Source organism: Pantoea sp. X-Soil-TKNS-1279, assembly GCF_059730565.1.
The window spans coordinates 786,637-809,448 of the sequence record NZ_AP035948.1 but is presented as its reverse complement, the minus strand read 5'-3'; the positions used below and the strand labels follow the sequence as shown (position 1 = coordinate 809,448).

The 22,812-nt window shown below is 56.0% G+C and carries 18 protein-coding genes and 1 riboswitch; of the genes, 14 read left to right on the top strand and 4 right to left on the bottom strand.

Going from position 1 to position 22,812, the window contains the following annotated elements; genetic code table 11:
* Positions 1-3: 3 nt before the first annotated feature.
* The gene (leuD, locus tag AC6I8N_RS03645; RefSeq protein ID WP_497830066.1) at positions 4-609 is read left to right on the top strand and encodes a 3-isopropylmalate dehydratase small subunit; all 606 of its coding nucleotides are present in this window, start codon (positions 4-6) and stop codon (positions 607-609) included.
* A gap of 56 nt (positions 610-665) precedes the next feature.
* Here leuD and AC6I8N_RS03640 read toward each other — a convergent pair whose 3' ends face one another.
* A complete protein-coding gene (locus AC6I8N_RS03640; RefSeq protein ID WP_497830065.1) occupies positions 666-1,844 on the bottom strand; it encodes an MFS transporter in 1,179 nt (392 codons plus the stop codon).
* A gap of 254 nt (positions 1,845-2,098) precedes the next feature.
* Here AC6I8N_RS03640 and sgrR point away from each other — a divergent pair, with 254 nt between their 5' ends.
* From sgrR to thiQ, 4 genes are all read left to right on the top strand, one after another.
* On the top strand, positions 2,099-3,760 hold the full coding sequence (sgrR, locus tag AC6I8N_RS03635) for an HTH-type transcriptional regulator SgrR (RefSeq protein WP_208724775.1): 1,662 nt from the start codon (positions 2,099-2,101) through the stop codon (positions 3,758-3,760).
* Positions 3,761-3,795: 35 nt separating this feature from the next.
* Positions 3,796-3,893: riboswitch (TPP riboswitch) on the top strand.
* Positions 3,894-3,940: 47 nt separating this feature from the next.
* Complete coding sequence (thiB, locus tag AC6I8N_RS03630) at positions 3,941-4,927, top strand: thiamine ABC transporter substrate binding subunit (protein ID WP_497830064.1); 987 nt, start codon at positions 3,941-3,943, stop codon at positions 4,925-4,927.
* On the top strand, positions 4,903-6,513 hold the full coding sequence (gene thiP / locus AC6I8N_RS03625; RefSeq protein WP_497830063.1) for a thiamine/thiamine pyrophosphate ABC transporter permease ThiP: 1,611 nt from the start codon (positions 4,903-4,905) through the stop codon (positions 6,511-6,513). Before thiB ends, thiP begins: the two co-directional genes overlap by 25 nt.
* Positions 6,497-7,198, top strand: coding sequence for a thiamine ABC transporter ATP-binding protein ThiQ (thiQ, locus tag AC6I8N_RS03620; RefSeq protein WP_208724772.1), 702 nt, complete (start codon positions 6,497-6,499; stop codon positions 7,196-7,198). The genes thiP and thiQ overlap by 17 nt, the downstream gene beginning before the upstream one ends.
* Here the strand turns inward: thiQ and AC6I8N_RS03615 are convergent.
* Entirely contained in the window at positions 7,195-7,959 is a 765-nt protein-coding gene (locus tag AC6I8N_RS03615; RefSeq protein WP_021184761.1) for a DedA family protein, read from the bottom strand. The genes thiQ and AC6I8N_RS03615 overlap by 4 nt on opposite strands.
* A gap of 167 nt (positions 7,960-8,126) precedes the next feature.
* On the opposite strand from AC6I8N_RS03615, the gene polB reads away from it, so the two are divergent.
* The 3 genes from polB to rluA all read left to right on the top strand — a co-directional run bounded on the left by polB (position 8,127) and on the right by rluA (position 14,239).
* Positions 8,127-10,487, top strand: coding sequence for a DNA polymerase II (gene polB, locus AC6I8N_RS03610; RefSeq protein ID WP_497830062.1), 2,361 nt, complete (start codon positions 8,127-8,129; stop codon positions 10,485-10,487).
* 154 nt (positions 10,488-10,641) lie between these two features.
* On the top strand, positions 10,642-13,548 hold the full coding sequence (rapA, locus tag AC6I8N_RS03605; protein WP_497830061.1) for an RNA polymerase-associated protein RapA: 2,907 nt from the start codon (positions 10,642-10,644) through the stop codon (positions 13,546-13,548).
* Positions 13,549-13,585: 37 nt separating this feature from the next.
* Entirely contained in the window at positions 13,586-14,239 is a 654-nt protein-coding gene (gene rluA, locus AC6I8N_RS03600) for a bifunctional tRNA pseudouridine(32) synthase/23S rRNA pseudouridine(746) synthase RluA (protein ID WP_021184764.1), read from the top strand.
* Positions 14,240-14,330: 91 nt separating this feature from the next.
* On the opposite strand, the gene djlA is transcribed toward rluA, so the two are convergent.
* Positions 14,331-15,146 (bottom strand): co-chaperone DjlA, encoded by an 816-nt coding sequence (djlA, locus tag AC6I8N_RS03595; protein WP_208724769.1) that lies wholly within the window; start codon positions 15,144-15,146, stop codon positions 14,331-14,333.
* Between the two features lie 182 nt (positions 15,147-15,328).
* Here djlA and lptD point away from each other — a divergent pair, with 182 nt between their 5' ends.
* The 6 genes from lptD to apaH are packed head-to-tail and all read left to right on the top strand — an operon-like array spanning position 15,329 to position 22,153.
* On the top strand, positions 15,329-17,701 hold the full coding sequence (gene lptD, locus AC6I8N_RS03590) for an LPS assembly protein LptD (RefSeq protein WP_497830060.1): 2,373 nt from the start codon (positions 15,329-15,331) through the stop codon (positions 17,699-17,701).
* 54 nt (positions 17,702-17,755) lie between these two features.
* A complete protein-coding gene (surA, locus tag AC6I8N_RS03585; protein ID WP_021184767.1) occupies positions 17,756-19,051 on the top strand; it encodes a peptidylprolyl isomerase SurA in 1,296 nt (431 codons plus the stop codon).
* Complete coding sequence (pdxA, locus tag AC6I8N_RS03580) at positions 19,041-20,033, top strand: 4-hydroxythreonine-4-phosphate dehydrogenase PdxA (RefSeq protein ID WP_497830059.1); 993 nt, start codon at positions 19,041-19,043, stop codon at positions 20,031-20,033. The genes surA and pdxA overlap by 11 nt, the downstream gene beginning before the upstream one ends.
* The gene (gene rsmA, locus AC6I8N_RS03575; RefSeq protein WP_021184769.1) at positions 20,026-20,850 is read left to right on the top strand and encodes a 16S rRNA (adenine(1518)-N(6)/adenine(1519)-N(6))-dimethyltransferase RsmA; all 825 of its coding nucleotides are present in this window, start codon (positions 20,026-20,028) and stop codon (positions 20,848-20,850) included. The genes pdxA and rsmA overlap by 8 nt, the downstream gene beginning before the upstream one ends.
* Positions 20,851-20,854: 4 nt before the next feature.
* The gene (gene apaG / locus AC6I8N_RS03570; RefSeq protein ID WP_021184770.1) at positions 20,855-21,232 is read left to right on the top strand and encodes a Co2+/Mg2+ efflux facilitator ApaG/CorD; all 378 of its coding nucleotides are present in this window, start codon (positions 20,855-20,857) and stop codon (positions 21,230-21,232) included.
* A gap of 51 nt (positions 21,233-21,283) precedes the next feature.
* Positions 21,284-22,153 carry a bis(5'-nucleosyl)-tetraphosphatase (symmetrical) ApaH gene (gene apaH / locus AC6I8N_RS03565; protein WP_021184771.1) on the top strand — a complete coding sequence of 290 codons (870 nt, stop codon included), beginning with the start codon at positions 21,284-21,286 and terminating at the stop codon, positions 22,151-22,153.
* Between the two features lie 96 nt (positions 22,154-22,249).
* Here apaH and folA read toward each other — a convergent pair whose 3' ends face one another.
* On the bottom strand, positions 22,250-22,732 hold the full coding sequence (folA, locus tag AC6I8N_RS03560; protein WP_021184772.1) for a type 3 dihydrofolate reductase: 483 nt from the start codon (positions 22,730-22,732) through the stop codon (positions 22,250-22,252).
* Positions 22,733-22,812 lie beyond the last annotated feature (80 nt).

The window sequence follows — 22,812 nt, the reverse complement described above, 5'->3', positions numbered from 1 at the left end:
GCCATGGCGAAGAAATTTACTCAGCACAGCGGAATCGTAGCCCCGCTGGATGCCGCGAATGTTGATACCGATGCCATCATTCCTAAGCAGTTCCTGCAAAAGGTGACTCGCACCGGCTTTGGTGCGCACCTGTTCCACGACTGGCGTTTTGATGATGATGCAGGCACCGTACCGACCGCCAGCTTCGTGCTGAACAAGCCGGAATACAAAGGCACCAGCATTTTGCTGGCGCGTGAAAACTTTGGCTGTGGCTCCTCGCGTGAGCACGCACCCTGGGCACTGACCGATTTCGGTTTCCAGGTGGTGATTGCACCCAGCTTTGCGGATATCTTCTACGGCAACAGCTTCAACAACCAGTTGCTGCCGGTGAAGTTAAGCGATGAAGAAGTTGATGAGATGTTTAAGGTGGTCGCAAGCCATCCAGGCATCAGCTTTATCGTGGATCTGGAAGCCCAGACCGTGACTGCTGGCGACAAAACCTATAGCTTCGAAATCGACAGCTTCCGTCGCCACTGCATGATTAACGGACTCGACAGCATTGGCCTGACGCTGCAACACGAAGCGTCCATCGCCGACTACGAGACGAATCAGCCCGCGTTTTTACGTTAAAATAGCGCGATTAATCGCGCCGCTACAGCCGTAGCGGCGCAATTTATTGCGCGCAGTTACACATCCCGCACGCGCGAAGCCAGCCCCAACGCCAGCACTGCCAACCCTAGCGCCAGCCAGTACACCGACTCATGGCCGAACTGTTCACTCAGCGCCCCCTGAATCAAACCCGCCACAATCATTCCGGTTGAGATCGAGGTAGTAAACATGGTGGTAGCCGCGCCTGCACGTCCCGGCATCAGGTCCTGGAACCACAACATACCGATTCCGGCAACAATCCCGATAAACGCAGCATTGAACAGCTGCAACACCATCAGCGCGGTACGTGACTGGAACAGACCCAGCCCGAGATAAAACACCATTGCGGCCACCAGCGCCACCTGCACCAGCCGACGTTTACCGAAGCGACGCGCATAATGCCCGGCCAGCAACATAATCGGGATCTCCAGCCCGGCAGCCGTTCCCATCAACAGGCCAGCCAGCTTTTCCGGCAAACCGAGTGTGGAGCTGATATAGAGCGGCATATCAATGATATACATCACGTTGCAGGTCCACATTATCACCGAGGCGATAAACAGCAGACGCACCTGGCTGTCTTTCCACGGACTCAGTTGTGTCAACACCTGCTCGGGAGACACGATCACACGCGGCACCGACGGCAGGGTGCGCCAGATCAGCAGCAGGCTTAACAAAAAGATCACCGCCGCCACGCAAAACAGCGTCACAAAGCCATAGTTCAATGCCAGCGCGAACGATAACGGCGGGCCGATCACCCACGCCAGCGACAACTGCGCACGCATGACCGAACTGAACATCACCACTTCGCGGGCGGAACGGTCAGCATACTCACGCGCCAACGCAAAAATTTGCGGCACTGCCACGCTGGCCAATGCCGACAGCAGCACGCCCAACGTAATCAACGTCAGATAATGACGGGTAAAGGCAAACAACAGCGAATTACACACCGCCATCAGGCAACAAAACATAATCAGGTGGCGGCGATCGCCGTGGTTGTCGGAACGTTTCGCCATCAGCAGGCTGATGACAATCCCGGCAATCGCGTTGACGGTAAAGAACAACCCAACCCAGAACGGCCTGACCTGCACTTCACGCGTCAGGAACAGGCTCAGCGTCGGTGCCTGCAAAGCACCGGCCACGCCAACCATAAAGGAGACGGCCATAAAAGCCAGATAAACCGGGTTGAGGAACGGCTTACGCGTTAACAGCGATTTCATGCAGAAATCCCTTTGCGGATTCAATCGGGGAAAAAAATGAGGGTAGAAGATTCCACAGCAAGACGAAAAAAGCCAGCAGAGAACACACTGCTGGCGGTGAAATTGCACCCTACTCAGAAAAGGTTCTACGTCGGCAGAACCGCTGGCAGAGCGCCATTCATGACTGAATGCCTCCCGCTCTTCCATTGGGGTCTACTATGCCTCTAATATAGGGCAAGAAAAACTGAGCGATTACGCGGCGGAGTTCCCCTTTTATGTCCTCTTCACGTCTACAACAGCAATTTATTCGCCTGTGGCAAAGTTGCCAGGGCCAGGATCAGGAAACCACCCTAAGCGAACTGGCTGAATTGCTGCACTGCTCGCGACGTCATATGCGCAACCTGTTGAATGCCATGCAGGATGCGGGTTGGTTAATCTGGCAGGCGGAAGCCGGACGGGGTAAACGTTCAACGCTGAGTTTTTGTTATACCGGGCTGGCATTGCAGCAGCAGCGGGCCGAAGATTTGCTGGAGCAGGATCGCATCGAACAACTGGTGCAATTGGTAGGCGACAAAAATCAGGTACGCCAAATGATTGCTTCTCACCTCGGCCGTAGCTTCCGCCAGGGTAAGCATATTCTGCGCGTCCTGTATTATCGCCCGCTTCCCAACCTGCTACCCGGTTCCCCGTTGCGTCGCTCCGAAACCCATTTAGCGCGGCAAATCTTCAGTGGTCTGACACGGATAAATGAGGAAAAGGGGGAAATTGAACCCGATATTGCCCATCACTGGCAACAAACATCGCTGCTGCACTGGCGCTTTTTCCTGCGACCCGCGATTCGTTTTCACCACGGTCGTGAACTTGAGATGGAGGATGTCATCAGCTCGTTGGATCGTCTGCGTACCCAACCGCTGTTCTCCCATATTGCCAAACTTCACTCCCCTGCCCCCTGGACGCTGGATATTCAACTGACTCAACCTGATAACTGGCTACCGTGGCTGCTTGGCAGCGTCAGCGCGATGATCTTGCCGCGCGAATGGCAAACGGTACGCGATTTCGCCCGTCAGCCGATTGGCACAGGCCCCTACAGCGTGGTGCGCAACCAGCAAAGCCAACTTAAAATTGCCGCTTTTGATGACTACTTCGGCTACCGCGCGCTGATTGATGATGTCTCAATCTGGGTATTGCCGGAAATCAGCGACGAACTGGTGTATGCCGGAGTGAAGTTGCAGGGCGAAACCGCCGATGAAAAATCGGAGGAGAGCCGCCTGGAAGAGGGTTGCTATTTTCTGCTGTATGACCAACGTTCAGAGCAAGGACGCGATGCCCATTTCCGCCGCTGGGTCAGCTATCTGTTTAACCCTATCGCCCTGCTGAACAACGCCGGGGTAGGGTATCAACGCTACTGGTTCCCGGCCTATGGCTTGATTCCTCGCTGGCACCACCGCCGCGACTTAACCCCAGTCAGCAAACCACAGCATCTCACCCAACTGACCATCAGCTGGTACAGCCATCATGTTGAGCATGAAGGGATCGCCAATGCGCTGCGCCCACTGCTGGCGCAGCAGGGCGTAGAGTTAATCACCCGTGAACTGAGTTACGAAGCATGGTTTAACGGTGAAGGCGAAAGCGATATCTGGCTCGGCAGTGTCAACTTCACCCTGCCACTGGATTACTCGCTGTTCGCCCAATTGTATGAGCTGCCGCTGATGCAGCAATGCATCCCAATAGACTGGCAAAGCGCGGCTGAACGCTGGCGCGAAAAAACGCTACCGCTGGCGGAATGGAGTAAGCAACTGGTGGACAGTGACTACCTGCATCCGCTGTTTCATCACTGGTTGCTGCTGGAAGGCCAGCGCAGTATGCGTGGTGTGCGCATGAATACCCTTGGCTGGTTTGACTTTAAATCCGCCTGGTTTGCCCCGCCGGAGCTGTGAACCTTTCGCCCTGAGCCGGAAATGACTAGAATGAGCCGTTCTCAACGGGGTGCCCTGCATTACAGGGGCTGAGAGAGACCCGTCGAACCTGATCCGGTTAATACCGGCGTAGGGATTTGAGATGCCTCACTGCTCAGATCCTTTGCGACTCAACCTTATCTTCTCCTCAAGGAGCGCAAAGTGTTTAAAAAAATTCTGCCCGTGCTGCTGCTGATTTCTGCCCCGGCGCTGGCTGCCAAACCGGTACTGACCGTCTACACCTACGATTCATTCTCTGCCGATTGGGGACCCGGTCCGGCAGTAAAAAAAGCCTTTGAAGCCCAGTGCGGCTGTGAGCTGAAATATGTCGCGCTCGAAGATGGCGTGTCGCTGCTCAATCGTGTCCGGATGGAAGGCAAAAACAGCAAAGCGGATATCGTGCTGGGCCTCGATAACAATCTGGTGCAGGCGGCAGAAAAAACCGGCCTGTTTGCCAAAAGCCAGGTGGATACCGGCGCACTCCAGCTGCCAGATGGCTGGCACAACGACACCTTTATCCCGTTCGACTATGGCTACTTCGCCTTTGTCTATGACAAAAACAAATTGAAGAACCCGCCCAAAAGTCTGAAAGAGTTGGTGGAAAGTCCTGAAAAATGGCGCGTGATCTATGAAGATCCACGTACCAGCACCCCCGGACTTGGCCTGCTGCTGTGGATGCAAAAGGTGTATGGCGACAAAGCACCGGAAGCCTGGCAAAAACTGGCGCAAAAAACCGTCACCGTCACCAAAGGCTGGAGTGAAGCTTATGGCCTGTTCCTGAAAGGTGAAGGCGATCTGGTGCTGAGTTACACCACCTCCCCGGCTTATCACATCATTGAAGAGAAGAAAGAAAACTACGCGGCAGCGCCGTTCAGCGAAGGCCATTACATGCAGGTTGAAGTGGCGGCACAGCTCGCCAGCAGCAAACAACCAAAACTGGCACAGCAATTTATGCAGTTTATGGTATCCCCGGCCTTCCAGCAGACCATCCCGACCGGCAACTGGATGTATCCGGTCATTAAAAGCGATCTGCCTGCCGGTTATCAGACGCTAAACGTACCGCAAACGGCGTTGCAATATAGCCCGACTGAGGTTGCCGACCATCGCGCCGACTGGATAAGTGCATGGCAACGCGCCGTCAGCCGTTAATTCCCGGCTGGCTGCTGCCCGGCAGTTTCACCGCGCTCTTGTTATGCGCGGTGGCGCTGCTGGCGTTTGGCGCGCTGCTGATGTCAGCCCCCATCGGTGACTGGCGTGGCCTGCTCACCGATGACTATCTGCATCACGTACTGGCTTTCTCCTTCTGGCAGGCGTTACTGTCGGCGCTGTTCTCAGTCATCCCCGCGATCCCGCTGGCACGCGCCCTGTACCGTCGACGTTTTCCCGGACGTAACCTGCTGTTACGCCTGTGCGCCATGACGCTGGTGCTGCCGGTACTGGTGGCAATATTCGGCCTGCTGAGCGTCTATGGTCGCAGCGGCTGGCTGGCCCAGCTGTGCAGCCTGGTAGGTATCGATTATCACTTCTCACCCTATGGGTTGCAGGGCATTTTGCTGGCACATGTGTTCTTCAATCTGCCGCTGGCCACGCGCATGCTGTTGCAGTCGCTGGAAAGCATCCCGGGCGAGCAACGTCAGCTGGCGGCACAGCTCGGCCTGCGCAGTTGGAACCTGTTCCGCTTACTCGAATGGCCGTGGCTGCGGCGGCAGATTATGCCGACCGCCGCGTTGATTTTTATGCTGTGCTTTGCCAGTTTTGCCACCGTGCTGGCGCTGGGCGGTGGCCCACAGGCCACCACGCTGGAGCTGGCAATTTTTCAGGCGCTGAGTTTTGACTACGATCCCGGCCGCGCGGCCCTGCTGGCGCTGCTGCAACTGGGCTGCTGCCTGCTGCTGGTGTTGCTGAGCCAGCGCTTCAGCCAAGCTATTCCGAGCGGAAGTCAGCAGATACGCGGCTGGCGCGATCCCCAGGATAGCTGGCGCGCGCGCCTCAGCGATGGCTTATTGATCGGTTTAGCCTTGTTGTTGTTGCTCCCGCCTTTGCTGGCGGTAGTGACTGATGGCCTGCGTGGCGGCGTCGCCGGGGCGATTCAACAACCGGCTCTGTGGCAGGCCACCTTTACCTCATTACGCATTGCCATCGGAGCAGGCGTGTTGTGCGTCATTCTTACCCTGATGCTGTTATGGAGCAGCCGTGAACTGCGCCTGCGTCATCACACTATCCCGGCGCAAGCAATGGAACTGAGTGGCATGTTGATTCTGGCAATGCCAGGTATCGTGCTGGCGAGCGGTTTTTTCTTGCTGTTCAACGCCACCGTTGGCCTGCCGCAATCCGCCGACGGACTGGTGATCTTCACGAACGCACTGATCGCTATCCCCTATGCCATGAAAGTGCTGGAGAACCCGATGCGCGATCTCAGCGCGCGTTACAATCAGTTATGCGCCTCGCTGGGTATGCAGGGGTTGAACCGCCTGCGCCTGCTTGAACTGCGCGCACTGAAACGTCCGATTGCCCAGGCGCTGGCCTTTGCCTGCGTGTTGTCGATTGGCGATTTTGGCGTGGTGGCGTTGTTTGGCAGCGCGGATTTCCGCACGTTGCCATTCTATCTGTTCCAGCAAATTGGGGCCTATCGCGGTGAGGACGGCGCGGTCACCGCGTTGCTGTTGCTGCTGCTGTGCCTGCTCCTGTTTACCCTGATGGAAAAATTGCCAGGTCGTCATGCTGACACTGAATAACCTCACCTACCTGTACCAGCATCTGCCGATGCGCTTCCAGTTTAGTGCGCAAGCCGGCGAACGGCTGGCGATCCTGGGTCCGAGCGGAGCCGGGAAAAGTACCCTGCTTAGCCTGATTGGCGGCTTTTTGCCGGTCAGCAGCGGCAGTTTATGGTTAAACGGCGAAGAGCATACCGCCAGCGTCCCCGCCGCGCGCCCGGTGTCGATGTTATTCCAGGAGAACAACCTGTTTCCGCACCTGACGGTGCAGCAGAATCTGGGACTGGGGCTGCATCCGGGCTTAAAACTCACCGCTGACCAGAAACAGCAGGTGCTTGAGATCGCCGGGCAGACCGGGCTTCAGGAGATGCTACAGCGCCTGCCGGGACAGCTCTCCGGCGGGCAACGCCAACGCGTAGCGCTGGCGCGCTGTCTGCTGCGCAATCAGCCGATTCTATTGTTGGATGAACCTTTTTCTGCACTCGATCCGGCGTTGCGTCAGGAGATGCTGCAACTGGTGCATAGCGTCTGCGTCGCGCGTAACATCACGCTGCTGATGGTGTCGCATAGTCTGGAAGATGCGCGGCAAATCGCGTCGCGCAGTCTGGTGGTGGTTGATGGTCGGATTTACTGGGATGGCAGCACGGAAGACCTGCTCAATGGCAGAACCCCCGCCGCCGCCATTCTCGGCGTGGCACAACGTTAAGCGAAGAACACCTTCCACAGCAGATGACGGAACACCGGCATCATTGGGTGGAACTGGATAGCAATAAACGCTGCCACGCCGACCACTGCGGCCAACGGTGCCAGCCAGCGTAAACGCGCCGCCGGTAGATACGCCGTTGCCCAGTCGATATTTTTGCCACTGCGCCACCAACGCCAGCACAGCCAGAACCCCAGCCATACCAGCAACGCCACCAGCGCCAGCAGCCAGGTAAAGTGGCTGCCTTGTGCGGCCTGCGGCACATCAATCGCCACCCCGGCGAGGATACCAGGCATCAGATACAGCGGCGGCCAGAGGATGCAGCCAATAATGTTCGGTGGCAGGAATTTGCGCACCGGTAACTCCAGCATCCCAGCCGCCAGCGGAATCAATGGACGCGTCGGGCCGACAAAGCGCCCAACCAGAATGGTAAACATGCTGTGCTGATGCAGCGCATGCTCGGTCTTATCCAGCAAACCACGATACTTCTGTAAATATTTCCAGCGATGCAGCGGGCCCTGGAATCTCCAGCCAATGCCATAGGAAACCCAGTCGCCAATCAGGCAACCGACCAGCCCGGCAGCCCAGGCCGGATAGAGACCAATCTGGCCGCTGCCGACCAGCGCGCCCAGACTTGCCATCAACACCGTGCCCGGCAGCAGCAATCCTACGAAGGCCAGCGACTCAAGAAACGTCACCAGCGCGACAGCAAACAATGCCCATTCCAGAGATTGCGTAAAAAGATGTTGTACCCAGGCTTCCATAAATATCCTCTGCGGAATATGAAGGCTGGATTGTCCAGAGCCAGCCGCGCAGCGTCAAGGCAAGATTTGTACACCAATGTTGACAAAGCGCCGACAATTTAAGCAAACCAAAGACACTGTATAAACATCCATGATACACTAAACGGGTTATCACACCCGGAGTTCCCGTGACCGATCCACGCGCAGGTTTTCTGCTTACCCGACACTGGCGAGACACCCCCACTGGCAGCGAAGTGGTGCTGTGGCTGGCTACCGACAGCGGCGCGCAGCGCTTAGTGTTGCCCGCTCAGGAGTCGGTGGCGTTTATTCCCAGCGAATTTCAATCGCAGGTCGAAACGCTAATCCGCGACGAGCGCCACACGCGCATTCAGTCCCTGAAATTAAGAGATTTCCGTCGCCGTCCGGTGTTCGGCCTCTATTGTCGCAGCTATCGCCAACTGCAAAATCTGGAAAAACGCCTGCGGGACAATGGCATCCCGGTGTATGAAGCGGATATCCGCCCGCCGGAGCGCTATCTGATGGAACGCTTTATCACCGCGCCGGTGTGGTTCAGTGGCGACACGCGCGGTGACAGCGTAGTTAATGCGCGCCTTAAACCCCATCCCGACTATCGCCCAGAACTAAAATGGGTGTCGCTGGACATCGAAACCACCGAACATGGCGAACTCTACTGCATCGGGCTGGAAGGTTGTGGCCAGCGTCAGGTGTATATGCTCGGCCCGCCCAACGGCGATGCCAGCCCGCTTGATTTCGAACTGATTTACGTTGATAGCCGCCCGCAACTGCTGGAGCAACTTAATGCCTGGTTCGCCCGCCATGAACCTGATGTCATTATCGGCTGGAACCTGGTGCAATTCGACCTGCGTGTGTTGCAAAAACACGCCGATCGTTATGGCATTCCGCTGCGTCTGGGACGCCAGCAACAGCCGCTGGAGTGGCGCGAGCATGGTTTTAAACCCGGCGTCTTTTTTGCGCAGGCCACCGGGCGCCTGATTATTGACGGCATCGAGGCGTTAAAATCCGCCTTCTGGGATTTCCCCTCCTTCAGTCTGGAAACCGTTTCGCAGGCGTTACTGGGTGAAGGCAAAGCCATCGATAATCCGTGGCAACGCATGGAAGAGATCAACTGGCGCTTCGCCAACGATAAACCGGCGCTGGCGCGCTATAACCTGAAAGATTGTGAACTGGTGACGCGCATTTTCCATCATACCGCCATCATGCCGTTTCTACTGGAACGCGCTACGGTGAATGGGCTGGCGGTCGATCGCCACGGCGGTTCAGTGGCGGCATTTGGTCATCTCTACATTCCACGTATGCATCGCGCCGGGTTTGTTGCGCCTAATCTCGGCGAAGTGACGCCGGAAGCCAGCCCCGGTGGTTACGTGATGGATTCGCGTCCCGGCCTGTACGATTCGGTGTTGGTGCTGGATTACAAAAGCCTCTATCCATCGATTATCCGTACTTTCCTGATTGATCCGGTGGGACTGGTGGAAGGGCTGGCACATCCTGCTGATGCCGACTCGGTACCCGGTTTTCGCGGCGCACGTTTTTCCCGTGCCACCCACTGCCTGCCCGCGATCGTTGAGCAGATCTGGCAGGGGCGTGAGCGGGCAAAACTCGACCACAACAAACCGCTGTCGCAGGCGCTGAAAATTATCATGAACGCTTTTTACGGCGTGCTGGGTACCAGCGCCTGTCGCTTTTTCGATCCCCGCCTCGCGTCCTCCATCACCCTACGCGGGCACGCTATCATGCAGCAAACGCGTGAACTGATTGAAGCCAAAGGCTATGACGTGATTTACGGCGACACCGATTCAACGTTTGTCTGGTTGAAGGGGGCGCACAGCGAAGAACAGGCGGCGGTAATTGGTCGTCAGTTGGCCGAACACGTCAATGGCTGGTGGCAGGAACATTTGCAGCAAACCTATGGCCTGAGCAGTGCGCTGGAGCTGGAGTACGAAAACCATTTCAGTCGTTTCTTAATGCCTACCATTCGCGGTGCGGAACAGGGCAGTAAAAAGCGCTATGCTGGTCTGATTCGCACCGACGACAGTGAACGGCTGGTGTTCAAAGGGCTTGAATCGGTACGCACCGACTGGACCCCCCTGGCGCAACAGTTCCAGCAAACCTTGTATGGTCGCATCTTTCGCGGTGAACCCTGGCAGGATTATATCCGGGATACCGTGGCGCAATTGCTGGCAGGCGAACTTGATGATCAGCTGGTCTATAAAAAGCGCCTGCGCCGCCCGCTCAAAGATTATGAGCGCAACGTGCCACCGCATGTTCGCGCCGCGCGCCTGGCGGATGAGGTCAACCGCAAACTGGGGCGGCCGTTGCAGTATCAGAACGGCGGCACCATTCGCTATGTCATCGCCACCGCAGGCCCGGAGCCTCTGGAAGCGCGCCATACGCCGCTCGACTATGATCACTATGTGACGAAGCAGTTGCAGCCCGTGGCGGAAGGCATTTTACCCTTCGTCGGCGATGATTTTGCTACACTGATTACCGGGCAGTTGGGGCTTTTTTGACAGGTGACGAATGCCCTGCCATCCAGTACCATAGCGCCCTTCCTGAATCTCACCGCATCCACACGCTGCCCAAACCCTTTCGTTTGGCGGTACGGTTTTGCCTGAGAGCAGGTGCACATCTTCATGACATGACAGAGAATCGAACAGGAATTATATGGTTTTTACACTGGGTCAACGCTGGATTAGTGATACGGAAAGTGAACTGGGACTGGGCACGGTAGTTGCGCTGGATACGCGCATGGTCACACTGATGTTCCCGGCAACCGGCGAAAACCGCCTCTATGCCCGTAATGATTCTCCTGTTACCCGCGTGATCTTCAATCCGGGTGATACCGTCACCAGCCATGAAGGCTGGCAGATGCGCGTCGATGACGTCCGTAACGAAAACGAGTTAATTACCTACATCGGCACACGTCTCGACACCGAAGAATCCAACGTGCTGATGCGCGAAGTGATGCTCGACAGCAAACTGGTATTCAGCAAACCGCAGGATCGCCTGTTCGCCGGACAGTTGGATCGCATGGACAGGTTTGCGTTGCGCTTCCGCGCCCGTAAATATCAGAGCGAGCAGTACAACCTGCCGACCAGCGGTTTACGTGGTATGCGCACCAACCTGATCCCACATCAGCTGCACATTGCGCACGATGTTGGCCGTCGCCATGCACCGCGAGTTTTGCTGGCTGACGAAGTGGGTCTGGGTAAAACCATCGAAGCCGGGATGATCATCCAGCAACAGTTGCTGGCTGGACGTGCGGAGCGCGTGCTGATTGTGGTACCGGAAACCCTGCAACATCAGTGGCTGGTGGAGATGCTGCGCCGCTTCAATCTGCGCTTTGCGCTGTTTGATGATGACCGCTACACCGAAGCGCAGCACGACAGCGATAACCCATTTGATACCGAGCAGCTGATCATCTGCTCGCTCGATTTTGTCCGCCGTAATAAGCAGCGTCTGGAATTGCTGGCCGATGCCGCCTGGGATCTGCTGGTGGTTGATGAAGCACACCATCTGGCATGGAGCGAAGACGCACCGAGCCGTGAATATCAGGTCATTGAGCAGTTGGCGGAACAGACGCCTGGCGTACTGCTGCTGACCGCGACACCGGAACAGCTCGGTTTGGAGAGCCATTTCGCCCGTCTGCGCCTGCTCGATCCTAACCGCTTCCACGATTTCAGCCAGTTTGTCGCTGAACAGCAGCACTATCGCCCGGTAGCCGATGCGGTAAGCACCCTGCTGGCCGACAAAGCGATCTCCAAAGATGAAATGAACCTGATCAACGATCTGGTCGGTGAGCAGGACATCGAACCGCTGTTGCAGGTGGCAAACAGCGATCGCGAAGGCAAAGAAGATGCACGCAAAGAACTGATTTCTATGTTGATGGACCGTCACGGCACCAGCCGCGTGCTGTTCCGCAACACCCGTAACGGCGTGAAAGGTTTCCCGAAACGCGAACTGCATCAGATCCGCCTGCCGCTGCCGGCGCAGTACCAGACGGCAATTAAAGTCTCCGGCATTATGGGCGCACGTAAAAGCGCGGAAGAACGCGCCCGTGACATGCTGTACCCGGAGCAGATTTATCAGGAGTTTGAAGGTGACAGCGGCACCTGGTGGAACTTCGATCCGCGCGTTGAGTGGCTGATGGGCTACCTCACCAGCAACCGTAAAGAGAAAGTGCTGGTGATTTGTGCCAAAGCCGCCACCGCCCTGCAACTGGAACAGGTGCTGCGTGAGCGCGAAGGTATCCGCGCCGCCGTGTTCCACGAAGGTCTGTCAATCATCGAACGTGACCGCGCTGCGGCCTGGTTCGCCTCCGAAGAAGATGGCGCGCAGGTGCTGCTGTGTTCGGAAATCGGTTCTGAAGGCCGCAACTTCCAGTTCGCCAGCCGTCTGGTGATGTTTGATTTGCCGTTCAACCCGGACCTGCTGGAGCAACGAATTGGTCGTATCGATCGTATCGGCCAGATGCACGATATTCAGATCCTGGTGCCGTGGCTGGAAAAAACCGCGCAGGCGGTGCTGTTGCGCTGGTATCACGAGGGTCTGGACGCGTTTGAGCACACCTGTCCAACTGGCCGCACCATTTACGACAGCGTCTACAGCCAATTGATTGAATACCTGGCCGCACCGGAAAATCCGCAGGGGCTGGATGAATTCATCATTGAGTGCCGCAAGCAGCATGACCAGTTGAAAGCCCAACTGGAACAGGGCCGCGACCGTCTGCTGGAGCAAAACTCAAATGGCGGTGAAGCAGCCCAGGCGTTGGCAGAAGCGATTGCCGAGCAGGATAACGACACCGGCCTGGTGAATTTCGCCCTCAACCTGTTTGATATCGTGGGTATCAACCAGGAGGATCGTAGCGATAACCTGATCGTGCTGACGCCGTCAGATCATATGCTGGTGCCGGATTTCCCCGGTCTGCCGGAAGATGGCTGCACCGTGACCTTTAACCGCAACCAGGCACTGTCACGCGAAGATACCCAGTTCATTACCTGGGAACACCCGCTGATCCGCAACGGTCTGGACCTGATCCTCTCCGGCGATACCGGCAGCTGTGCGCTGTCGCTGTTGAAAAACAAAGCGTTACCGGTTGGCACGCTGCTGGTAGAGATGATCTATGTGGTGGAAGCCCAGGCACCGAAGCATCTGCAACTGACCCGCTTCCTGCCACCGACACCGGTGCGTTTGCTGATGGATCGCACCGGCAACAACCTGGCCGGAAAAGTGGAATTTGAGAGCTTTAACCGTCAGTTAAACGCCGTGAATCGCCATACCGGCAGCAAGCTGGTGAATGCCGTTCAACAGGATGTGCATCAGATTCTGACGCTGGCGGAGAGCGCAGTGGTGCCGGAAGCACAAGCGATTATCGCGGCGGCAAAAGCCGAAGCCGATGAGAAGCTGAGCGCTGAGCTATCCCGTCTTGAGGCACTGCGCGCCGTCAACCCCAACATCCGTGATGACGAGGTTGAGGCGCTGGAAAGCAACCGTAGCCAGGTGCTGGCAAGCCTCGGTGACGCGGGCTGGCGTCTGGATGCGCTGCGCCTGATCGTGGTGACGCATCAATAATTGACCGGGGCCGCAAGGCCCCCTTACGGAATGGCTGATGGAACCTTATAACCCGCCGCTTGAACCCTGGCTGCATATCCTTTATCAGGACGATCACATCATGGTGGTCAATAAGCCGAGCGGTTTGCTGTCGGTGCCGGGTCGCCTCGATGAGCACAAAGACAGTGTGATGACACGGATCCAGCGTGATTACCCGCAGGCTGAATCAGTGCATCGTCTGGATATGGCCACCAGCGGCGTTATTGTGGTGGCGTTGAATAAAGCGGCCGAGCGTGAGCTGAAGCGGCAATTCCGTGAACGCGAGCCTGCCAAACAATACGTGGCGCGCGTCTGGGGCCATCCGGCTGAAGAAAAAGGCTTAATTGATTTGCCGCTGATTTGCGACTGGCCAAACCGGCCAAAGCAGAAGGTGTGTTTTGAAACCGGCAAACCGGCGCAAACCGAGTATCAGGTGCTGGCATATGATGACGACAACAGCGCCAGGGTGCAGCTGAAGCCAATTACCGGACGTTCGCATCAGTTACGTGTGCATTTGTTGGCGCTGGGGCATCCGATTCTTGGTGACCGCTTTTACGCTTCGCCAGAAGCGCTGGCGATGGCATCGCGCCTGTTGTTACATGCGGAATCGCTGACCATAACCCACCCGGCGTTTGGCAACAGTATGACGTTTCGCCAGCCAGCAGATTTCTGACAACCGTAGCGGCGCGATTTATCGCCTTGGTTTGTGCCGCCATTGGGAAACGGCCGCGCGATAAATCGCACCGCTACGCCGGAGCAAGGATTTATTTAAATCCTTTTTCCTTACGAATCAGATCGTAAGCCGCCTGAATTTCCTGCGCTTTCTGCTTCGCCATCTCCATCATCTGTGGCGGTAGCCCTTTCGCCACCAGTTTGTCAGGATGATGTTCCGCCATCAGCTTACGGTAGGCGCGCTTGATCGTGGTGCTATCATCGCTGCTTTTCACCCCCAGCACGCTACAGGCATCTTCCAGCGTCGGGCCACGTTTAGCCTGCTGATACGCGCCGCCACCATACGATGAACCGCCACCACCAAATTGCTGGCCGCCTTCCATCATGCGCAGGAACTGGTCAAACTGCATTTTTGAGATGCCCAGCTCCTCGGCGATCACATACAACACCTGACGTTCGTTGGGATGCAGCGAACCATCAGCGAAGGCGGCCTGGATCTGAATTTCCAGAAACATCCGAATCAGATCAAAGCGACCAAAGCAGGCGCTGCGCAGCTCACGCAGCTTATTGCGTAACGGATAGTCGCCCTGCTTACCTTCACGGAAGGCTCGCTGTGCCGCAGTGCGCGCATCGCCATGCAGCTGCATACGATCCATCAGTAAAGATGCAATCTGGATATCCGCCTCGGTCACGCGCCCTTTTGACTTGGTCAAATGGCCCATTACCTGAAAAGTGGTACTAAAAAACAGTGTCTGGCGGGTTTGGTTGTTAGCGAAATAGCCTTGTCCCTGAACGCTGCGCACCTTATCAAACATGTGACCAATGATCAGACCCAGTACAATGCCCCAAAAGCCCAGTCCGGAAAGTAAGCCCAGAGCCAGACCAATTACTTTTCCCCAGTAGCGCATAAACTCCTCAATTCGCCATGCTTGCGGCTGAAAATTGCATTATCATACCTGTCATTTATCTCAGCGCCTAACGGCAACGCGGACAGAAAAGGATTAACACTGGCGCATCGCCGGGCAGTAAGTTAGTCTCTGACCGGATTGTCGGCATGATGCCAGTTTTCATGGAATTATCGAAACCGCGTATGAAAAAACGTATACCTACCCTGCTGGCTACCATGATTGGTGCAGCGATATACAGTCAGCATTCCCTCGCCGACGACTTAATGTCGCAGTGTATGCTGGGCGTGCCGAGCTTTAACCGTCCGCTGGTTAATGGCGACACGAATTCGCTGCCCGTGACGATTCATTCTGACTCGTCCAAAGGCACCTATCCCAACGACGCGGTATTCACCGGTAACGTCGATGTGCAACAGGGAAACAGCCGTCTGACTGCCGATGAAGTGCAGTTACATCAGCGTCAGCAGGAAGGGCAAACCGCGCCGGTTCGTACCGTCGATGCGCTAGGTAATGTGCACTATGACGACAATCAGGTCATCCTGAAAGGTCCGAAAGCCTGGTCGAATCTGAATACCAAAGATACCAACGTCTGGAACGGTAACTATCTGATGGTAGGCCGTCAGGGACGTGGTGATGCCGATCAGATGAAACTGCGTGGCAACAATCGTTATACCATCCTCGAAAACGGCAGCTTTACCTCCTGTTTGCCCGGTAGCAACAGCTGGAGTGTGGTGGGCACAGAAATCATTCAGGACCGCCAGGAAGAAGTGGCGGAGATCTGGAATGCGCGCTTTAAACTTGGCAATGTGCCGGTTTTCTATAGCCCCTACCTGCAACTGCCGATTGGCGATCGTCGCCGCTCTGGCTTCCTGATCCCGAATGCAAAATACAGCAGCACGAATGGTTTCGAGTTCATGCTGCCGTACTACTGGAACATCGCACCGCAGGCCGATGCCACCATTACGCCGCACTATATGAGCAATCGTGGCCTGCAATTGCAGAATGAATTCCGTTATCTGACCCAGTTTGGTGCGGGTTTGATGGAGCTGGATTATCTGCCATCCGATAATCAGTACGATAAAGACAAAGCGGTGCGTGGTATTGCGCAGGATGCCAGCTCCGATCGCTGGTTGTTCTACTGGCGCCACGCTGGGGTGTACGATCAGCACTGGCGTTTCAATGCCGACTATACCAAAGTCAGCGATCCTTATTACTTCAACGACTTAACGTCAAAGTATTACAGTTCGACTGATGGTTACGCCACGCAGAAATTCAGCGTTGGCTATGCCGATACCAACTGGGATGCCACACTCTCAACCAAAGATTTCCAGGTATTTGGCACCACCAGCAACAGCAACGTCTATCGCGCGATGCCGCAGCTCGATCTGAATTACTATCAGAACGATATCGGGCCGTTTGATGGCCGTATTTTCGCGCAGGCGGTGAAGTTTACCAACGTAAATAGCCGGATGCCGGAAGCAACGCGTCTGCATATTGAACCGACGCTGGATCTGCCGCTGTCAAACGGCTGGGCCAGCCTGGATACCGAAGCCAAGTTCCTTGCTACCCATTATCAGCAGGACGGCCTCGATTATTACAACAGCTCAAGCTACACCCGTACCTCCAGTGGCCTGCTGAAAGACTCCGTTAACCGTACGCTGCCGCAATTTAAGGTCGATGGTCGTCTGGTATTTGACCGCGATATGGACTGGGCTGAGGGCTATACCCAGACGCTGGAACCGCGTGTCCAGTATCTCTACATCCCGTACCGCGACCAGAGCGCTATCTATCCGTACGATTCAACATTGCTGCAAACCGACTATACCGGCTTGTTCCGTGACCGCACCTACAGCGGCCTCGATCGCATCGCCTCGGCCAATCAGGTCGCAACCGGTGTTACCACACGAATTTATGATAACGATCTGGTTGAACGTTTTAACGTTTCTGTTGGTCAAATCTACTCGTTTACCCCATCGCGGACTGGCGTTGAGCAGATCGACGATGAAGATGACACCGGTAGCCTGATCTGGGCCGGTGACACTTACTGGAAAGTGAGCGATCGCTGGGCCGTGCGTGGCGGGCTGCAATATGATACCCGTCTCGATAACATCGCTCAGGGCAATGCGGTACTCGAGTATCGTCAGGATGCCGATCGTATGGTGCAGCTGAGTTATCGCTACAGCAGCCCGGAATACGTCGCGCAAGCACTGAATGACTCCAGCCTGCTGACTAACCCGATCTACAAAAACGGGATCTCTCAGGTCGGAGCAACCGCCAGTTGGCCGATTGCTGACGCCTGGTCGCTGGTCGGTGCGTATTACTACGACACCCGTAACAGCAAACCGGCTGACCAGTTGGTGGGTCTGCAATACAGCTCCTGCTGCTATGCAATCCGTGTCGGTTACGAGCGCAAAATCAACGGTTGGGAAAACAACAATAGTAAGTATGACAACCAAATCTCATTCAACATTGAGCTGCGTGGCCTGAGCTCCAACTATGGCTTAGGCACCCATGACATGCTGCGTCAGGGCATCATCCCTTACCAGCAGGCTTTCTGATGTTGTGATGTTTGACAGGCTATCCCGCAGTGCGGAAACAACAATGGATAAAGTATGAAGAACTGGAGAATGCTGATTCTTGGTGTGGCGATTGCCGCTAACACTGCGTTCGCAGCCCCGCAAATGGTAGATAAAGTTGCCGCCGTCGTGAATAACGGCGTGGTGCTGGAAAGTGACGTTGATAGCATGCTGCGCACGGTGAAAGCACAGGCACAGCAGGCCCATCAGCAACTGCCTGATGACAATACCCTGCGTCATCAGATCCTTGAGCGCCAGATCATGGATAGCATTGTTTTACAGATGGGTGAAAAAGCAGGTTTGCAGATAAGCGATCAACAACTGGATGAAGCTATCCAGAATATCGCCGGTCAGAACCATATGACCCTTGATCAACTGCGCAGCCGCATTGCCTACGACGGTATTAACTACAACGAATACCGTGCGCAGATCCGCAAAGAGATGATGATCTCTGAAGTGCGTAACAATGAAGTGCGCCGCCGCGTGACCATTCTGCCGCAGGAAGTGGATACCCTGGCGAAACAGATTGGTTCACAGAACACCCAGGGTACTGAGCTGAACGTCAGTCAGATCCTGCTGCCACTGCCGGAAAACCCGACCCAGCAGCAAGTTGACGATCAGGAAGCGCTAGCCCGACAGTTAGTGGGTGAACTGAAAAAAGGGGCCGATTTTGGCAAGCTGGCTGTGACCTATTCTGCTGATCCGCAGGCGCTGAAAGGCGGCAACATGGGTTGGAGCAAAATTGAAGAACTGCCGACCCTGTTCTCCCAGGCGCTGGCCACCGCGCAGAAAGGCGATGTCGTCGGTCCGATCCGTTCAGGCGTGGGCTTCCATATCCTGAAAGTGAACGATCTGCGTGGTGAGAGCAAAAATATCTCCGTCACCGAAGTGCACGCACGTCATATCCTGCTGAAACCGTCGCCGATCCTCACTGACGATCAGGCACGCGCTAAGCTGGAAGAGATTGCTGCGGATATTCGCAGCGGGAAAATTACCTTTGCCGCCGCCGCTAAACAGTATTCAGACGATCCGGGGTCTGCGAACCAGGGCGGCGATCTGGGTTGGACCTCGCCGGAGGTGTTCGATCCTGCCTTCCGTGATGCGCTGATGCGCTTGCAGAAAGGCCAGACCAGCCAGCCGGTTCACTCCTCTTTCGGCTGGCATCTGATTCAGTTGCTGGATACCCGTCAGGTTGATAAGACGGATGCGGCGCAGAAAGAACGTGCCTATCGCTTGCTGTTTAACCGTAAATTCGCGGAAGAAGCACAGACCTGGATGCAGGAACAACGCGCCAGTGCTTACGTGAAAATTCTGGACAACAATGGTCAGTAATTATCGTGTAGTTATCACTCCCGGCGAACCCGCCGGGATTGGTCCTGACTTAACCGTTCAACTGGCCCAGCGTGACTGGCCGGTTGAGCTGGTGGTGTGCGCTGATGGTGAACTGCTGCGTCATCGCGCAGCTCAGCTTGGTTTACCGCTGACGCTGCGTGATTACCAGCCCGGTGTTGCGGCGCAACCGCAACAGGCTGGCTCGCTGACGCTGCTCCAGGTTGATACTGCGCAAGCGGTCATACCGGGTGAACTGGCGGTGGCTAACAGCCACTACGTGCTGGAAACGCTGGCACGCGCCTGTGATGGCTGCCTTAACGGTGAATTTGCCGCGCTGATTACCGGCCCGGTTCACAAAGGCGTGATCAATGATGCCGGCATCCCCTTTACCGGGCATACTGAGTTTTTCGCCGATCGCGCTGGCGGCGACCGCGTGGTCATGATGCTGGCTACTGAAGAGCTACGGGTAGCATTGGCTACGACCCATCTGCCACTTAAAGATGTGTCGGCGGCAATCACCCGTGACAGCCTGCATGAAGTGATCACCATTTTGCATCGTGATATGCAGCAAAAGTTCGGCCTGCCGAACCCTCATATTTTCGTCTGCGGCCTGAATCCGCACGCTGGCGAAAGCGGCCATATGGGCCGTGAAGAGATCGATACTATCATTCCGGCCCTGGACGAATTGCGTCAGCAGGGCATTCAGCTGACCGGTCCCCTGCCCGCTGATACCCTGTTCCAGCCCAAATACCTGCAACATGCAGATGCGGTGCTGGCGATGTATCACGACCAGGGCTTACCTGTACTAAAATTTCAGGGGTTTGGCCGGGCGGTGAATATCACGCTGGGCCTGCCCTTTATCCGTACCTCGGTTGACCACGGCACCGCGCTGGAACTGGCCGGTCTGGGTCAGGCGGAGCCGGGCAGCTTTATTACGGCGCTTAACCTCGCCATCACTATGATCAAGAGCAGTAATGAATAATCGCGTCCATCAGGGGCATTACGCCCGTAAACGTTTCGGGCAGAACTTCCTGAACGATCAGTATATTATCGACAGCATCGTCTCCGCTATTCATCCTCAGAAGGGTGAAGCCGTGGTGGAGATCGGTCCCGGCCTCGGCGCATTGACGGAGCCAGTGGGCGAGCGTCTGGATGCGCTGACCGTGGTAGAACTGGACCGCGACCTTGCCGCGCGTTTACAAACTCACCCGTTTCTTGGCCCCAAGCTGACCATCTTCCAGCAGGATGCAATGACCTTTGATTTCTCCGCGTTGGCGCGTGAGAAAGGCCAGCCGCTGCGTGTGTTTGGTAACTTGCCGTACAATATCTCCACCCCGCTGATGTTCCACCTTTTCAGCTATACTGGTTCGATTAAAGACATGCACTTCATGCTGCAAAAAGAGGTGGTCAACCGTTTGGTGGCCGGACCGGGCAGTAAAGCCTACGGTCGACTCAGCGTGATGGCGCAATATTATTGTCAGGTGATTCCGGTGCTGGAAGTGCCGCCACAATCATTCACGCCACCGCCTAAAGTGGACTCCGCGGTGGTACGCCTGGTGCCTTATGCCCAGCCACAACATCCGGTCAGCGATGTGCGTCTGTTAAGCCGCATCACAACCGAGGCGTTCGGCCAGCGCCGTAAAACGCTGCGTAATAGCCTCGGCCATCTGTTTGCTGCCGGCGCGCTGGATGAACTGAATATTGATGCCACCCTGCGTGCAGAGAACGTCACGGTAGCTCAGTATTGTCAGCTGGCCAACTGGCTTGGCAACCATCAGGCAGAAAATCCGGAGAACTGAGTGCATGAGTGAAATGGCCCGCGTCTGTATCCAGGTACAAAGCCTGTATGTGGAGTCGCAATCGTCGCCCGACGAGGAGCGCTACGTGTTTGCCTACACCATCACCATCCGCAATTTGGGGCGCAGCAGCGTCCAGCTGCGCGGTCGTTACTGGTTGATCACCAACGGTAACGGTCGCGAAACCGAAGTTCAGGGCGAAGGTGTGGTCGGTGAACAACCCCATATCGCACCCGGCAGCGAATTCCAATACACCAGCGGCGCGATCCTCGAAACGCCGATGGGCACCATGCAGGGCCACTACGTGATGATCGACGAAGAGGGAGAAGAGTTTTTTGTCGACATCCCCGTGTTCCGACTCGCGGTGCAAACCCACATCCACTAATCCTTCCTCGCCCGGCCTGTCCGGGCGATGCGTTTTAACCGGACTGATGTAATGAGTACATATCTGATTGGCGATGTTCACGGCTGTTATGATGAACTGCGTGCCCTCCTGGCACAGGTTAACTTCGATCCGCAGCAGGATGTCCTGTGGCTGACCGGCGACCTGGTGGCCCGTGGTCCCGGCTCGCTTGACGTGTTGCGCTACGTGAAGTCACTGGGAGACTGCGTACGATTGGTGTTGGGCAATCACGATCTTCATTTGCTGGCGGTATATGCCGGTATCAGCCGCAACAAACCCAAAGATCGCCTGACGCCGCTACTGGAAGCTGCCGATGCGGATGAACTGATTAACTGGCTGCGTCGTCAGCCGTTATTACAGGTGGATGAAGAAAAAAAACTGGTCATGGCTCATGCTGGCATCACACCGCAATGGGATCTCGATACGGCAAAACTTTGTGCGCGTGAAGTCGAAGCCGTGCTGTCCAGTGACAGCTATCCGCTCTTTCTCGACGCGATGTATGGCGATATGCCGAATAACTGGACGCCGGAACTCAGCGGTCTGGCGCGTTTGCGCTTCAGTACTAACGCGCTAACGCGGATGCGGTTCTGTTTCCCGAATGGTCAGTTGGATATGATCTGTAAAGAAACCCCGGAATCCGCTCCACCACCGCTGAAACCCTGGTTTATGATCCCGAGTCCGGTAGCGCATGATTACACGTTAATCTTCGGGCATTGGGCATCACTGGAAGGGAAAGGAACACCGGAGGGCATCATCGGGCTGGATACGGGTTGCTGCTGGGGTGGCACACTGACGATGCTGCATTGGGAAACGCAACAATATTATGTCCAGCACTCCAACCGTGAGCAGGCGATGGCGCAGAGCGCTCCCCACCCACATCCACCGCTCAGCCATCAGGAATGATAGGGCGCGTAGCGACGGAAAATCCCGTGCGACCAGCCCCCTCATCCCGACCTTCTCCCGCAAGCGGGAGAAGGAGGTGTACAATATATCCGTTAATTAACGGCGGCGTTCGAGGATTTCGAAACAGTAGCTGTGCGAATTCTGCGCATCGGCGTCGTGGAATTCACTGAAGGTGGATTGCCACTCATCGGGCTCGTAGTCCGGGAATTGGGTGTCACCCTCAACTTCCGCATCGATATGGGTCAGATAGAGACGATCGGCACGCGGCAGCATCTGTTCGTAAATACGACCACCACCAATCACCATCACTTCTTCCGCATCACCCGCTGCATTCACCGCATCTTCCAGCGATGTCACCCAGGTCACGCCGTCATGGTCACCCGGTTTGCTGCTGACCACAATATTCAGACGGCCCGGTAACGGACGGCCAATCGATTCAAAGGTCAGACGCCCCATAATCACGGGCTTGTTCAGGGTATTACGTTTGAACCATGCCAGGTCGGCAGGCAGGTTCCAGGGCATGGCGTTTTCCATACCGATGATGCGATCCGCTGCCAGAGCTGCGATCAGACTAATCATGTTTAATGACCTACAGGAAAAAAATTGGCGCCATCATACGTAAAGGCGAAACTTTCGTCGATAGGAGGGACTCGCTATTT